Origin of the sequence: Actinobacillus porcitonsillarum, assembly GCF_003101015.1 — a bacterium.
Lineage (GTDB): Bacteria > Pseudomonadota > Gammaproteobacteria > Enterobacterales > Pasteurellaceae > Haemophilus_A > Haemophilus_A porcitonsillarum.
The window spans coordinates 166860-180893 of the sequence record NZ_CP029206.1; the positions used below are offsets into that span (position 1 = coordinate 166860).

Consider the following 14034-nt stretch of genomic DNA (forward strand, 5'->3'; position numbering starts at 1 on the left):
GAAAATATGATACAACTCAACGTAACCTTTGATTATGAAGATATGCCAATGCATTTTGATTTACAGGTCAAAAAAGGCGAGCGCATTGCGATTATTGGCGAAAGTGGTGCTGGCAAAAGCACCTTGCTCAACCTTATTGCAGGTTTTGAGCAACCGACAAGCGGTCAAATTTGGCTTGATCATTGCGAACACAGCCAAACACAACCGGCTGAACGCCCCGTTTCAATGCTTTTTCAAGATAATAACCTCTTTCCTCATTTAACGGTTGCACAAAATATCGGCTTGGCTTTGCGCCCGAGCCTTTCACTTTCACCACAACAATCTGCGCAAGTTGCAGCTATAGCAGACAAAATGGGCATTGCAGAACTTCTCAATCGCCGTGCGGATCAGCTTTCAGGCGGGCAAAAACAGCGTGTGGCACTTGCCCGAACCTTATTGCGTGATAAACCGATTTTATTATTAGATGAACCTTTTTCAGCACTTGACCCAAAACGCCGAGAAGAATTGCAACAACTGGTTGCCCAACTCTGTCGTGAACGGGAACTGACCCTTTTAATGGTCACTCATCAATTAGCAGAGAGCCGCACGTTATTTGATCGTGTGATTACCATTGAAAACGGGCGCATTACAAGCGGTTAAATTCTTTCGTTTTCTTACACATTTAATTAAAAATGTGATTTATCTCACATTTCTCAAACATTTCTCTTTTTTAGCTAAACCGTTTTAGTTAAAATACGCACGTTTTAATTTTGAACATACGAGGTCTGTTATGAACTTCTCAAAAATTGCGGAACAAACTATCGCAAAACTTGGTGGTAAAGAAAATATTACTACCCTCGCACACTGTGCAACACGTTTACGTTTAACGCTTGCGGATGAATCCAAAGTGGATAAAGAAGCAATTGAAAATATTGAAGGCGTTAAAGGTCAATTCTCAACCAGTGGTCAATACCAAATTATTTTTGGTTCAGGCACAGTGAATAAAGTGCACGCTGAAATGCAAAAACAAATGGGCATTGGCGATATGAGCACATCAGAAGTCGCAGCAGCAGGTGCGGCAAATCAACCACTATTACAACGTTTAGTGAAAGGTTTAGCAGACATTTTCGTGCCAATTATCCCGGCAATCGTGGCAGGCGGTTTGCTGATGGGTCTTCACAGTATGCTTACATCCGTTGGTTTCTTCTGGGAAGGGCATTCTGTTGTAACAAAATATCCGGGCGTTGCCGATTTAGTGGATTTCATTAACACTATTGCTAACGCACCATTTGTATTCTTACCTGTACTTTTAGGTTTCTCGGCAACCCGTAAATTTGGTGGTAACCCATTCTTAGGGGCGGCATTAGGGATGTTATTAGTTCACCCTGCATTAGCAGACGGTTGGAACTATGCAAAAACCTTAATGGAAGGCAAAATTACTTACTGGAACGTATTAGGTTTAGAAATCGAGAAAGTTGGTTATCAAGGTACGGTTATCCCGACTATCATTTCAGCTTGGGTATTAGCAACATTAGAAAAAGGGTTCCGTAAATTTGTTCCATCTTATTTAGATAACCTGATTACCCCAATGTTCTCGCTTTTCATTGCAGGTTTCTTAGCCTTTACGGTAATCGGGCCATTCGGTCGTGAAGCGGGTAGCTTAATTTCTGCAGGTTTAACTTGGTTATATGACACCTTAGGCGTATTTGGTGGTGCGGTATTTGGTACATTCTATGCACCAATCGTGATTACCGGTATGCACCAAACCTTCATTGCGGTAGAAACACAATTATTAGCAGAAGTGGCTAATACCGGCGGTACATTCATCTTCCCAATTGCGGCAATGTCTAATATCGCACAAGGTGCAGCGTGTTTAGGTGTGGCATTCACAATGAAAGACGCAAAAGTTCGTGGTTTAGCTGTTCCATCAGGTATCTCAGCATTATTAGGGATTACTGAGCCAGCAATGTTCGGGGTAAACTTACGCTACCGCCACGCATTTATCTCAGCCATGATTGGTTCAGGTTTAGCAAGTGCATTTATCGCAACCTTCAATGTTAAAGCTATCGCATTAGGTGCAGCCGGTATCTTAGGTATTCCATCAATTAAACCGGATAGCCTTGCAATGTACTCTGTGGGTATGTTAATTTCATTCGCAGTGGCTTTCAGTTTATCAGTTATTCTTGGTAAACGCGCTCAAGCCAAAGCTTAATAAAAATTAAACATTTTTTACGCCTCAAACCAACGTTTGAGGCGTTTTGTTTTATAATAACGCCATGAAAATACATAATGTTACCCTTGAGCGATGTGCCGAATGTGAAACCTTAGTTAAGGTACCACATCGCCTTTATTATAAAACAGCCCTCTGCCCTAATTGCAATCACGTACTGGCAAAAGGCGATTTTTGGAGCCTACGCCGCTGTGCCATTATTGCGCTAGCGGTGCTTATTTTATTGCCTCTTGCTATTGGTTATCCTCTCATGAGTATTGACTTACTCGGTATGCCTATCCACGCAACTATTTGGGGCGGTGCTTGGAAAATGGCGACATCCGGCTATGAGTTTACTGCCTTTATGGTTTTACTCTGTTCTGTCATTACTCCCATTGCATTTACGCTCTTGATCTTAACGATTGCACTGCAACGAATTTTTGGTATGCGCCCACGCTATACGCTCATTTTCCTTACCAAAATTAAAGAATGGGTCATGTTAGATGTCTATTTTGTCGCACTTGCGGTTGCGGCATTTAAAATTAAAGACTATGCCCATCTTAGCTTCAACCTGAATTTAATCGCCTTTGTTTTAGCTACTTTACTAACAACGTTATTGTTTATAAAAATTGAGCCTAAACAAGGTTGGGACTTTTTCTATCCGGAATATCGCCCTCTTCCTCCTGATTATCCTCATAAACCTACATTTTGTGGCGTTTGTGAATATACCTTTGATGAGAACATTATTGATTTGAAAGGAAGACATCGTTGCCCTCGCTGTGAAAGTAATCTGGATATTCCAGATAAAATTAAGCTACAAAGGGTATGGGCAACCTTAATTGCCGGAACCATTATGATGATCCCTGCTAATCTGTTGCCGATATCTTCCACTGAATTGGCAGGGAATGTTTCCGCTGATACGCTCTTTTCAGGCGTTATTACCTTTATTCAATTAGGGAGCTATGCCGTAGCGGCTATTGTATTTATTGCAAGTATTGCCGTTCCTTTTAGCAAAGTTGCTATTATTTTATACCTATTACTTGCGATTCATTTTAAGTGGAAGCACTCCATCCACCGTCAAATGAAATTGCTCCACTACGTTCACTTTGTTGGACGTTGGTCAATGCTCGATCTCTTTGTATTAGCGTTGATGATGTCGCTACTTGAAAGAGGGCAAATCCTCAATTTCTCCGTAGGCAATGCCGCCTTTTTCTTTGGTGCAGCCGTTTTCTTAACGATGATTGCGTCAGCGAATTTGGATGCAAAAATGTTATGGCGAATTCATTATTCAAATGAATCAGAACATAAAACATAGCTATTTATTTTTGCGATCTTGCTCGAAAAATTGAAGATTTCTACTTTTCGAAAAATCGGCTTCTCCGTATGCTTAATAAAAAAACTTACGGAGAAATTATGTCCCTCGCCATTGTATATAGCCGAGCATCTATCGGCGTTGAAGCGCCGCTTGTTACCATTGAAGTCCATATTAGCAACGGGCAGCCGAAATTAACGATTGTCGGCTTGCCCGAAGCAACCGTAAAAGAAGCAGGAGATCGGGTGCGCAGTGCCTTGATTAACGCCAACTTCTTCTATCCACCGCAACGTATTACGATTAACCTAGCCCCAGCAGATTTACCGAAAGAAGGCGGTCGTTTTGATTTACCGATTGCGATCGGCATTTTAGCGGCCTCCGGTCAAATTGATTCCGACTTACTCAAGCAATTTGAATTTTTAGGCGAACTGGCACTCACCGGCTCATTACGTGGTGTACACGGCTCTATTCCGGCGGTGATTTCTGCAGCTAAAGCAAAGCGACATATGATTCTTGCCGCACCAAACGCCAATGAAGCCTCATTGGTTTCTCACGCCAAGACTTATGTGGCTCGCTCACTTTTACAAGTTGTCAATTTTTTAAATAAGCGAGACACTCTCCCTGTTGCTCAAGAAATATTGCAAGAAACCGCTGAAATTTCACCGCTTGTAAAACGGGATTTAACCGACATTATCGGGCAGCAACACGCAAAACGGGCTTTAACCATCGCCGCTGCGGGACAACATAATTTGCTTTTTCTCGGCCCTCCCGGAACGGGTAAAACAATGCTTGCCAGCCGCCTTGCGGATTTATTACCGGAAATGAGTGATGAAGAAGCTATTGAAACAGCTTCTGTGACTAGCTTGGTACAAAATGAGTTAAATTTTAAGAACTGGAAGCAACGCCCTTTTCGAGCGCCACATCATAGCGCTTCCATGGTTGCTTTGGTCGGAGGGGGAACGATCCCAAAACCGGGAGAAATATCACTTTCTCACAATGGCGTGCTTTTCTTAGACGAACTGCCTGAATTTGAACGAAAAGTGCTGGATGCGCTTCGTCAGCCGTTAGAGTCCGGCGAGATTATTATTTCTCGAGCCAATGCGAAAGTGCAATTTCCGGCACGCTTTCAGCTCATTGCGGCAATGAACCCCAGCCCGACAGGGCATTATCAAGGCACACATAACCGCACATCGCCGCAACAAGTCATTCGTTACCTAAATCGATTGTCCGGCCCTTTTTTAGATCGTTTTGATCTCTCCATTGAAGTGCCACTATTACCGCAAGGTGCACTACAACAAGGGACAGAAAATCGAGGCGAAACGACTGCTCAAGTGCGAGAACGAGTTATCGCAGCGAGGGAAAAACAGTTCGCCCGAGCCGGCAAAATCAATGCACAATTAACCACCAGAGAAATTGAACGAGATTGCCGTTTAACCGAAAAAGATGCGCTCTTTTTAGAAACAGCCTTAACGAAACTTGGTTTATCTGTTCGAGCTTATCATCGGATCCTCAAAGTTTCCCGAACCATTGCTGATTTAGCGAATGAAGAACATATCCAGCAACCTCATCTTGCAGAAGCCCTAGGTTATCGGGCAATGGATAGATTGCTACAACGGTTACATGGGGAATCTATTTAATAAAAAAGAATGGCTTGTATTTTTTCTCTCTTACTCTAAAATATAACTAGAAGGTTATAAGGCGTTTAAATGGCAGAAATAATTTGGACAGTTATTACTACTGACTGTTTTAATAAATGGTATGAACAACAGGATGAAGATACTCAAGATAGTGTACTTGCTCATTTATTAAGATTACAACAAATCGGTCCATATTTGGCTAGACCTTATGCAGATACAATTAACGGCTCTGCTTATTCCAATATGAAAGAGCTTAGAATTCAACATCGCGGTAAACCTATTCGTGCATTTTTTGCTTTTGATCCATTACGTCAAGCTATCGTACTATGCGCTGGGGATAAAAGTAATGATAAAAAATTCTATGAGAAAATGCTCCGTATAGCAGAAACCGAATTTACCCGTTATTTAAATAAGTTGGAGAGTAAAAAATGAAAACTTTAGAACAATTAATGGAGGAAATTCCCTCAGAAAGACAAGCTAAAGTAAAAGCGTTAAGTGAACAGCTGATTCAGGAAGTTGGCTTAGCTCATTTAAGGGAAGAATTGAATATTTCTCAAAAACAGCTTGCAGAAGCTTTAGGTATATCTCAGCCGGCAGTAGCTAAAATAGAACAGAAAGATAATGATCCACGCCTCTCTACACTTAAACGTTATATTGAGGCAATGGGTGGAAAATTAAGCCTTACCGTACAAATGCCTATGGGGGATAGCCGAATTTTTAGAATTTGATAATAATCTTTATATTATTCACACCAGCTAATCAATTTCTCAACAAACTCACTCGGATTTGCTTGGTGAGCATTGTGTCCAGATTGGGAAATGATTTGATGAGTGAGTTGGTTTTGTTCTACCATTTGACGGAATTTTTGATCTCGTTCGCCAATGAAAAATAAGATGTTCTTTGTGGTTTGAGCCTCTTTCAGTAAGTCAAGATAATAGGGTTGCTTTGCCAACCCTGTGGCTTCGAGCATTTCCGCAATGCGTGTTCCACTATTCATTCGTCTTTTTTCAATTAAAAAAGACCGCTTGCTCTCCTCTAAATCGGCAAAAACAGCTTGTTGATACCAATCTTTTAAGACTTGTTCTATCGGTTCTTGGCGAAAACGTGCTGCCCATTTTTGATCATTTAATTGGCGATTTTGACGATCCTGTTCACGATTTAAACCGACATTTGCCCCTTCTAACACCACACCAAGCAAATTTTTAGCCGGCATATTTAAGACATAATCCATCGCAACTCGTCCACCTAGTGAGTAACCAACAAGGTAAAAAGGCTGTTCGCCTAGACAATGAGCTAGCGTTTGATCTAATAAATGACGCATTTCCACAAAATCTCGACAGCGAATCTCTGCACTTAATCCATGAAAAGGAAGATCTATTGTAAGCGGTTGAAATTGTGGAAATTTTTGCAATTCATCTATTACAGGTTGCCAATCTTGTTGTGAGCCAAGTAAGCCATGTAAAAAAACAATAGGCGTAGCCTTTTCGCTACGCCCCGTTTGATGATACCATTGATATGCTAACATTAGGCAATTTCCGCTTGAGAAATTTGCTTAATCAATGATTTATACAAGCTACTTCCATCTTGTTCATTGACTTTCACTTCGACAATCGTTACACCTTTGCGACCATAAGCTACTTTTAACTTAGCTCTTAAATCAGCCCAAGTAAATGGACGGATATATTCAATACCAAACATCGTGGCAACTTGCCCAAATTCAAAATTATGCGATAAACGATAAAACTGTTCTTTCGCTCGCTGATCGACCGGTAGCATATCAAAAATCGCACCACCACTATTATTTACTACAAACAGAATAGTTGGCTGGTTAATCTGTGCTAATAATGCAATTGAGTTTAGATCATGTAGTGCTGAAATATCGCCAATCACGCCAACTGTCGGTTGTCCTGTGCCTTTGGCAATACCGGCAATGGTTGCAATCAAACCATCAATACCACTTGCACCACGGTTGGTATAAACCGGATAACCTTCCGGCAATTTACAAAGGGCATCGACTAAGCGAACAAATAAGCTATTACCAATAAATAGATGTCCGCCAACGGCAAGAACATCTTGTAAATGATGTGCCAATGAAGCCTCATTCAAACCGCCGCCAATCTGTTTTTCAATAAACGTTGAACAGAATTGCGATAGTGCTAATGGCTCTAATAACCACGGTTTTTGGCGAAGTGGCGGATGAACACGCAAAAAGTGATGCGCTTTCGCTACAAATCGTGTTTGATGATGAGCAAACGGATTTAAATAATCCTGATACTCTTCTACTTGCCAAAACTCCCCTTGGAAGGCTTCAAGGAATTGATTTACTCGCTTACTGACAATTTGTGAACCAAATTGGATCACAATATCTGCTTGTAATAAACGATCTCTTACGGTGTTATTAGATAACCAAATATCCGCATAAGGTAAACTTGCATCAATCGAAGACTGAACATCGGTTAATAAACACCAGCCCAATGTTTCCGCCCACGCTTTAATTCCGATACCTTGTTCTACGGGGAGTTTCCCAACAATAACTACGCCTCGTTTAGTACGCCAATAGTCCCAATTTTCGTGCATAGAGACTTCGCTTTGGATTTTTTGGCTATCAATCCATTTGGCTTGTGAATTGACTAACCAACTTTGAATTGGTTTTAACCATGGATTTTGGCTAATCGCCGTTTCATCGGCTTCATATAATGGTTCTGCAAAAGGTGCATTGATATGAATGACACCACCTTCTTGCTGCTGTTTAACACAGGCTTTCTCAATAGTAGCAACTAACCAATTTGCGGAATACTGTTCTGAAGCTTTTGGCAGGTTAATACTTTCCACTGGATATTGTGCAAAAATACCAGGTTGAACAATCGCTTGATTTGCACCACAGCCAATTAATTCTGTAGGGCGGTCTGCAGAAAGTACGATTAACTTATGGTGTGTTAAACTCGCTTCAATGACCGCAGGATATAAGTTTGCCACAGCGGTGCCTGAAGTCACAATAATGGCAACAGGATCATGCGTTGCTTTAGCTAATCCTAAAGCAAAAAAGCCTAATCCTCTTTCATCAAAATGACTATGACATTGTACTTGTTGTGTCTGTTGTAATTGGAGAGCCTCTAACGTTAAAGGCGTTGAGCGAGAGCCTGGTGCAATACAAATATGCTTCACTCCATAACGCACAATGGCATTTAAAATGACTTTTGCCCAACTACGGTTAAAAGTACTGGTATTCATTATTTATTCTTCTCTTCTTATTAAAATGGCGTTTTACTCTAAATATTTTCGATTGTAACAAAAAATCAACCACTTAGGGGATAGAATATCCTTGATTCATAACAAATTTTGTTTGTTGTTTTACAAAAATAGTGAGAAAAGCTAAGATAGTCGCATTATTTGTTATATTTCAAAGAGAATTGATTATGAGTAAACCTATTGTATTTAGTGGTGTTCAGCCTTCCGGCGAATTAACGATTGGTAACTATCTCGGTGCATTACGTAACTGGGTAAAAATGCAAGATGACTATGATTGCCTATTTTGCATCGTTGATTTGCACGCCATTACCGTGCGCCAAGATCCGCAAGCGTTACGTAAAGCATCATTAGACGTTTTAGCCCTTTATTTAGCCTGTGGTATTGATCCGAATAAAAGCACGATCTTTATTCAATCACACGTCCCTGAACATACACAATTAGCGTGGATCTTAAACTGCTACACCTACTTTGGCGAAATGAGCCGAATGACACAGTTTAAAGATAAATCAGCCCGTTATGAAGAGAATGTAAACGTAGGTTTGTTTACTTACCCTGTATTGATGGCAGCGGATATTTTGTTATATCAAGCAAACCAAGTGCCGGTTGGCGATGACCAAAAACAACATTTAGAAATTACCCGAGATATTGCTAACCGTTTCAATGCGTTATATGGGCAAAAAGATCAAGAAGGGAATTTAGTTCAGCCTGTTTTTGCCATCCCTGAAGTTTTCATTGGTAAAGCCGGTGCTCGTGTGATGTCATTACTTGAGCCAACGAAGAAAATGTCAAAATCGGATGATAACCGTAATAACGTTATTGGTTTATTAGAAGATCCAAAAGCCGTGGCGAAAAAAATCAAACGTGCGATGACCGATGGCGATGAACCACCAGTAGTAAAATACGATCAAAAAAATAAAGCTGGTGTGTCTAACTTGCTTGATATTTTATCGGCGGTTACAGGTAAAAGCATTGCGGAATTAGAAGCAGAATTTGAAGGCAAAATGTACGGTCATTTAAAAATAGAAGTAGCCGATCGTGTATCTGAACTGCTTACCGAACTACAAGAACGCTACAACCATTTCCGTCAAGATGAAGCTTTACTTGAAAAAATCTTCCGTGAAGGAGCTGAAAAAGCACGAGCACGCGCGAAGAAAACGCTTGATGAAGTGTATAAATTAGTTGGATTTGTACAATAATCAGAAGTTAAATAAAGCCACGTAAAAATAATCCTACGTGGCTTCATTTTATTTCCCTACTGTTTCCTTTAACCATTCCTGAACAAACTGACTAATTTCATCAATGTCATTGATATTTAAGTGGTTTTCTCTTTCTAACGGATAATCTGTCGCTGTTGCGATCGTCCATTCATCTAATTCAGGAAGCGGTTTTTCAATGCCTTTTCGGTGTAGTTGAATTTTAGGCAGCTTCTCATGCTTAAAGCCTTCGACTAAAAGTAAATCGATTTCTTTCGATGAAAATTTTGCAAAAATTTGTTGAAAATCAACCGCTTGATCTGGGGTTTCAACCATCAACGCCCAACGTTGATCACAAGCAATCGCTGTTGGATTAGCGCCGGCTAAACGTAAACGATGACTATCTTTTCCCACTTTATCCACTTCAATATTGTGATGAGAATGTTTAATCAGCCCAACTCGAATTCCGCAAGCGGTTAAATTTGGGATCAATTTTTCCAATAACGTCGTCTTTCCTGTGCCACTATACCCTGTGATTGCTAAGACTGGTATATCAAAACGATGCCCCTGCTGATTTTCAGCCGCTAAGTCATCTAGCGTATTCACATTCTTAAACGCTTTTACTTGTTCTGAAAAATCAACTGCAACACTATTTTGAGTGCGAAAGAACCAATAAAGTCGGCGTTCTCCCGATTGTAAATAATGGGATAAATCCGATGCTACCGAGCGATGAACCAAAGCAAAAGTAGGATGGGGACGTTCTCCATCATGAGCATAAGCAATTTTAGCTTCATTAATTTTTAATGCCGTATAGAGCTTAGCCAGCAAATTTTTAGGTAAAAAAGGCGTATCACACGGGACAAATAAGAGATAGTCACTTTCAATTTGGTGTAAGCCGGTCAGCATGCCACTTAATGCGCCTTGAAAGTCCGCTAAGGTATCTTGATAAAACGGAAGCTGTGGGTAATGACGCTGGTATTCTGCAAAGGATCGATTGATATTAAGATAAATCTGCCCTCTGGCTAATTGAGGTTGTAACCTTTCTAAAATATGGGAAATCAACGGCTTGCCTGCTAAAAGTTGCAACCCTTTTTCTACGCCATTCATTCGGCGAGCTAATCCTCCCGCTAAAATAACGGCGGAAATATGTTCAGTGATATTTATCATAACGGTTTGGTTTTCTTTGCAAAACGTGGTCTAAAAGTATATGATCCGACTCAATTTTCAACAAGATTTTTTAGAGGCAATTTATGAAATGTAAACGTTTGGAAGAGTTACTGGAGTTATTAGGCGAACATTGGCGTAAAAATCCGGATTTACACTTAATGGATATTTTACAACAACTTTCTGTTGAGGTGGGCGAGCCAGATAACTATCCAGCGTTACGTGACGAGGTATTAATTTATCAGCTTAAAATGCGTAATGCCGGTAAATTTGAGCCAATCCCAGGCATTAAAAAAGACTACGAAGAAGATTTTAAAACAGCTTTATTAAAAGCCCGTGGAATTTTAAAAGATTAATGGGGTCAAACACTCCGATTGTTTAAACAAAAAAGGAAGAAACATGAAAAAAATCGCATTAAAAAGTACATTTATTGCATTATCTGCGTTATTCGCAGTAAATTCGACCGCTTTAGCTGCAGATCCGGTAGAAGGAAAAGAATATATTAGCGTAAGACAAGCCCCATCGGCACAAAAAGAGGTGTTAGAATTTTTCTCATTCTATTGCCCTCATTGTTACGATTTTGAATTGACATACAAAATTCCTTCGCAGATTAAAGCAAAATTACCTGAAGGTGCAAAACTTGTACAATACCATGTAAATTTCTTAGGTCGTCAATCTGAGAATTTAACCCGTGCATGGGCTTTTGCGATGGCACAAGGTGTTGAAGATAAAGTAAAAACAGCGTTATTTGAAGGCGCTCAAAAAGATGCATTCAAATCAATGGATGATATTAAAGCGGTATTTATTGCAAACGGTATTAGCGCAACGGATTTTGATAACGGTATCAATAGCTTTGCGGTAAACGGTTTAGTGAACAAGCAAGTTCAAGCGGCAGAAGATTTCAAAATCCAAGGCGTACCGGCATTCTTCGTAAACGAGCAATATCAAATGAACCTTGAAGGTTTTTCTGATTCAAAATCAACAAATGATTTTATTCAACGTTATGTTGATGCCGTAACTTTCTTAATTCGTAAGTAATGCCCTTCTTCTTATGGCGGGGAATCTCTCCGCCATAATGTGATCTATATCACAAAATTTTATTAACCTACCTAAAATTAAGAATTTTTCCTATCTTTCTTAGGCTATTCTCTCAAGGAAATTGAACGTAATTTCTCTAAGATACGCACATCTTTTTTATCTCTTATATATTGAGGCAATTATGTTTAAATTTTTAGAAGAAGTGAGAAAACCCACTCTCGATCTTCCGGTGGAAGAAAGAAGAAAAATGTGGTTTAAACCATTTATGCAATCTTATTTGGTTGTATTTATTGGTTATATGGCAATGTATTTAATTCGTAAGAATTTCAACATTGCACAAAATGATATGATTGAAACCTATGGTTTAACCAAAACAGATTTAGGTTTAATCGGTTTAGGTTTCTCTATTACCTATGGTATTGGTAAAACCGTTGTTTCTTATTATGCCGATGGTAAAAATACGAAACAATTCGTACCTTTCATGCTGATTCTTTCCGCTATCTGTATGCTTGGCTTTAGTGCAAGTATGGGCGGTGGTAGTGTCGCATTATTCTTAATGGTGGCTTTCTATGCATTAAGCGGTTTCTTCCAAAGTACCGGTGGTTCATCAAGTTATTCAACGATCACTAAATGGACTCCTCGTAAAAAACGTGGTACCTACTTAGGTTTTTGGAACTTATCACACAACGTTGGTGGTGCGGCAGCAGCTGGTGTTGCATTATTTGGTGCTAACGTTTTCTTTGATGGCCACGTAATTGGGATGTTCGTATTCCCATCAATCATTGCGTTAATCGTTGGTTTTGTAGGTTTACGCTATGGCTCAGATTCCCCTGAAGCTTATGGTTTAGGTAAAGCGGAAGAACTTTTTGGCGAAGAGGTGAGTGAAGAAGACCGCCACGCAGAAGAAGAACAATTAACCAAATGGCAAATCTTTGTTCAATATGTCTTAAGAAACAAAGTTATCTGGTTATTATGCTTTGCAAACATCTTCTTATATATCGTACGTATCGGTATTGACCAATGGTCTCCAGTATATGCTTACCAAGAATTAGGCTTCTCAAAAGATGCTGCAATTTCAGGCTTTGCACTCTTTGAAGTTGGTGCGTTAGTAGGTACATTCTTATGGGGCTACTTATCTGATTTAGCAAATGGTCGCCGTGCTTTAACCGCTTGTGTTGCGTTAATCTTAATCGTATTTACACTTGAGTTCTATCAATTTGCAACCAATGAAGTCATGTATTTAACCGCATTATTTGTGTTAGGTTTCTTAGTATTCGGCCCACAATTATTGATTGGGGTTGCAGCAGTAGGTTTCGTGCCGAAAAAAGCAATCGCAGTAGCGGATGGTGTAAAAGGAACTTTCGCTTACTTAATCGGTGATAGCTTCGCAAAACTCGGTTTAGGTATGATTGCAGATGGTACACCAATCTTTGGTCTAACCGGTTGGAGTGGTACATTTGCAGCGTTAGATACCTCTGCTATTGTCTGTATGGTATTATTAGCCTTCGTTGCGCTTGCGGAAGAGAAAAAAATCCGTAGACAAAAAAGAGCTAAATTAGCAAAATAATAAGTCAATCAATGCGGTGATTTTTCTCACCGCATTATTTTTTATATTGTAAAATATCGGCGTTTATAAGGGGGAATTTATGATAAATGTTGTACTAATTGATGATCATATGATTGTTCGAGCTGGGTTCTCGCAATTACTTTCCCTTGAAGAGGATATTCAAGTTATTGGCGAATTTGGTTCAGCAAAAGAAACTCGTCAAAATCTTCCTCGTCTTAAACCCGATATTTGTATTCTTGATATTTCAATGCCTGATGAGAATGGGCTTTCCTTATTACAAGATATTCCGTCTGGTATTCGATGCATTATGTTAAGCGTAAATGACTCAGATCTTATCGTCAAAAAAGCATTAGAATTAGGCGCTAAAGGCTATTTAAGTAAACGTTGTAGTGCGGAAGAATTGATACAAGCAGTAAGAACCGTTTATGCAGGAGGTGTTTATTTAATGCCTGAATTAACCACAAAATTAGTCTCTTCTCGACATAATAGCCCTATTGAACAACTCACCAAACGAGAAAGAGAAATCTGTGAACTCCTTATTCAAGGATTTGATGCAAAAGAAATTGCGGATAAACTCAATTTAAGTTTTAAAACCGTACATGTTCACCGAGCAAATGCGATGAGTAAGTTAAATGTTAAAAATAATGTTGAGCTTGCAAATTTACTTAACCCACAAATAGCATAAC

Annotated in this window: 14 protein-coding genes; 11 read left to right on the forward strand and 3 right to left on the reverse strand. The window is 39.7% G+C overall.

Annotation, left to right across the window (positions count from 1 at the left end; translation table 11 throughout):
• The first annotated feature begins 6 nt into the window (after positions 1-6).
• The 6 genes from thiQ (at position 7) to DDU33_RS00880 (ending at position 5865) form a co-directional block, all read left to right on the forward strand.
• Complete coding sequence (thiQ, locus tag DDU33_RS00855; RefSeq protein WP_108922531.1) at positions 7-639, forward strand: thiamine ABC transporter ATP-binding protein; 633 nt, start codon at positions 7-9, stop codon at positions 637-639.
• Positions 640-769: 130 nt separating this feature from the next.
• Positions 770-2191, forward strand: a complete 1422-nt coding sequence (locus DDU33_RS00860) for a sucrose-specific PTS transporter subunit IIBC (RefSeq protein WP_108922534.1) — start codon at positions 770-772, stop codon at positions 2189-2191.
• A gap of 64 nt (positions 2192-2255) precedes the next feature.
• Entirely contained in the window at positions 2256-3503 is a 1248-nt protein-coding gene (locus DDU33_RS00865; RefSeq protein WP_108922536.1) for a paraquat-inducible protein A, read from the forward strand.
• A gap of 98 nt (positions 3504-3601) precedes the next feature.
• Positions 3602-5137, forward strand: a complete 1536-nt coding sequence (locus tag DDU33_RS00870) for a YifB family Mg chelatase-like AAA ATPase (RefSeq protein ID WP_108922538.1) — start codon at positions 3602-3604, stop codon at positions 5135-5137.
• A gap of 69 nt (positions 5138-5206) precedes the next feature.
• A complete protein-coding gene (locus tag DDU33_RS00875) occupies positions 5207-5569 on the forward strand; it encodes a type II toxin-antitoxin system RelE/ParE family toxin (protein WP_108922541.1) in 363 nt (120 codons plus the stop codon).
• Positions 5566-5865, forward strand: a complete 300-nt coding sequence (locus tag DDU33_RS00880) for a helix-turn-helix domain-containing protein (RefSeq protein WP_005818050.1) — start codon at positions 5566-5568, stop codon at positions 5863-5865. The genes DDU33_RS00875 and DDU33_RS00880 overlap by 4 nt, the downstream gene beginning before the upstream one ends.
• 14 nt (positions 5866-5879) lie before the next feature.
• Here DDU33_RS00880 and menH read toward each other — a convergent pair whose 3' ends face one another.
• Both menH and menD read right to left on the reverse strand, forming a co-directional pair.
• Positions 5880-6662: a 2-succinyl-6-hydroxy-2,4-cyclohexadiene-1-carboxylate synthase gene (gene menH / locus DDU33_RS00885; protein ID WP_108922543.1), complete on the reverse strand. Its 783-nt coding sequence runs from the start codon at positions 6660-6662 to the stop codon at positions 5880-5882.
• Positions 6662-8368: a 2-succinyl-5-enolpyruvyl-6-hydroxy-3-cyclohexene-1-carboxylic-acid synthase gene (gene menD, locus DDU33_RS00890; RefSeq protein WP_108922545.1), complete on the reverse strand. Its 1707-nt coding sequence runs from the start codon at positions 8366-8368 to the stop codon at positions 6662-6664. The genes menH and menD overlap by 1 nt, the downstream gene beginning before the upstream one ends.
• 185 nt (positions 8369-8553) lie before the next feature.
• Between menD and trpS the strand changes: the two genes are divergently transcribed.
• Positions 8554-9582, forward strand: a complete 1029-nt coding sequence (trpS, locus tag DDU33_RS00895) for a tryptophan--tRNA ligase (RefSeq protein WP_108922547.1) — start codon at positions 8554-8556, stop codon at positions 9580-9582.
• Between the two features lie 48 nt (positions 9583-9630).
• Here trpS and mobA read toward each other — a convergent pair whose 3' ends face one another.
• Complete coding sequence (mobA, locus tag DDU33_RS00900; protein WP_108922550.1) at positions 9631-10746, reverse strand: molybdenum cofactor guanylyltransferase MobA; 1116 nt, start codon at positions 10744-10746, stop codon at positions 9631-9633.
• An 83-nt stretch (positions 10747-10829) separates the two neighbouring features.
• Here mobA and DDU33_RS00905 point away from each other — a divergent pair, with 83 nt between their 5' ends.
• The 4 genes from DDU33_RS00905 (at position 10830) to DDU33_RS00920 (ending at position 14033) form a co-directional block, all read left to right on the forward strand.
• Positions 10830-11099 (forward strand): YihD family protein, encoded by a 270-nt coding sequence (locus tag DDU33_RS00905; RefSeq protein WP_005818034.1) that lies wholly within the window; start codon positions 10830-10832, stop codon positions 11097-11099.
• Between the two features lie 43 nt (positions 11100-11142).
• On the forward strand, positions 11143-11781 hold the full coding sequence (gene dsbA / locus DDU33_RS00910; protein ID WP_108922552.1) for a thiol:disulfide interchange protein DsbA: 639 nt from the start codon (positions 11143-11145) through the stop codon (positions 11779-11781).
• Positions 11782-11962: 181 nt separating this feature from the next.
• The gene (uhpT, locus tag DDU33_RS00915) at positions 11963-13348 is read left to right on the forward strand and encodes a hexose-6-phosphate:phosphate antiporter (RefSeq protein ID WP_005818030.1); all 1386 of its coding nucleotides are present in this window, start codon (positions 11963-11965) and stop codon (positions 13346-13348) included.
• A 79-nt stretch (positions 13349-13427) separates the two neighbouring features.
• Entirely contained in the window at positions 13428-14033 is a 606-nt protein-coding gene (locus DDU33_RS00920) for a response regulator (RefSeq protein ID WP_005818028.1), read from the forward strand.
• The last annotated feature ends 1 nt before the right edge of the window (position 14034 follow it).

Excerpts from the sequence above, each read along its gene's own strand:
- DDU33_RS00860 (WP_108922534.1), top strand. The coding sequence starts at position 770 with ATGAACTTCTCAAAAATTGCGGAACAAACTATCGCAAAACTTGGTGGT.
- menD (WP_108922545.1), bottom strand. The coding sequence starts at position 8,368 with ATGAATACCAGTACTTTTAACCGTAGTTGGGCAAAAGTCATTTTAAAT.
- dsbA (WP_108922552.1), top strand. The coding sequence starts at position 11,143 with ATGAAAAAAATCGCATTAAAAAGTACATTTATTGCATTATCTGCGTTA.
- uhpT (WP_005818030.1), top strand. The coding sequence starts at position 11,963 with ATGTTTAAATTTTTAGAAGAAGTGAGAAAACCCACTCTCGATCTTCCG.
- menH (WP_108922543.1), bottom strand. The coding sequence starts at position 6,662 with ATGTTAGCATATCAATGGTATCATCAAACGGGGCGTAGCGAAAAGGCT.
- trpS (WP_108922547.1), top strand. The coding sequence starts at position 8,554 with ATGAGTAAACCTATTGTATTTAGTGGTGTTCAGCCTTCCGGCGAATTA.
- DDU33_RS00870 (WP_108922538.1), top strand. The coding sequence starts at position 3,602 with ATGTCCCTCGCCATTGTATATAGCCGAGCATCTATCGGCGTTGAAGCG.
- mobA (WP_108922550.1), bottom strand. The coding sequence starts at position 10,746 with ATGATAAATATCACTGAACATATTTCCGCCGTTATTTTAGCGGGAGGA.
- thiQ (WP_108922531.1), top strand. The coding sequence starts at position 7 with ATGATACAACTCAACGTAACCTTTGATTATGAAGATATGCCAATGCAT.
- DDU33_RS00880 (WP_005818050.1), top strand. The coding sequence starts at position 5,566 with ATGAAAACTTTAGAACAATTAATGGAGGAAATTCCCTCAGAAAGACAA.
- DDU33_RS00905 (WP_005818034.1), top strand. The coding sequence starts at position 10,830 with ATGAAATGTAAACGTTTGGAAGAGTTACTGGAGTTATTAGGCGAACAT.
- DDU33_RS00875 (WP_108922541.1), top strand. The coding sequence starts at position 5,207 with ATGGCAGAAATAATTTGGACAGTTATTACTACTGACTGTTTTAATAAA.
- DDU33_RS00920 (WP_005818028.1), top strand. The coding sequence starts at position 13,428 with ATGATAAATGTTGTACTAATTGATGATCATATGATTGTTCGAGCTGGG.
- DDU33_RS00865 (WP_108922536.1), top strand. The coding sequence starts at position 2,256 with ATGAAAATACATAATGTTACCCTTGAGCGATGTGCCGAATGTGAAACC.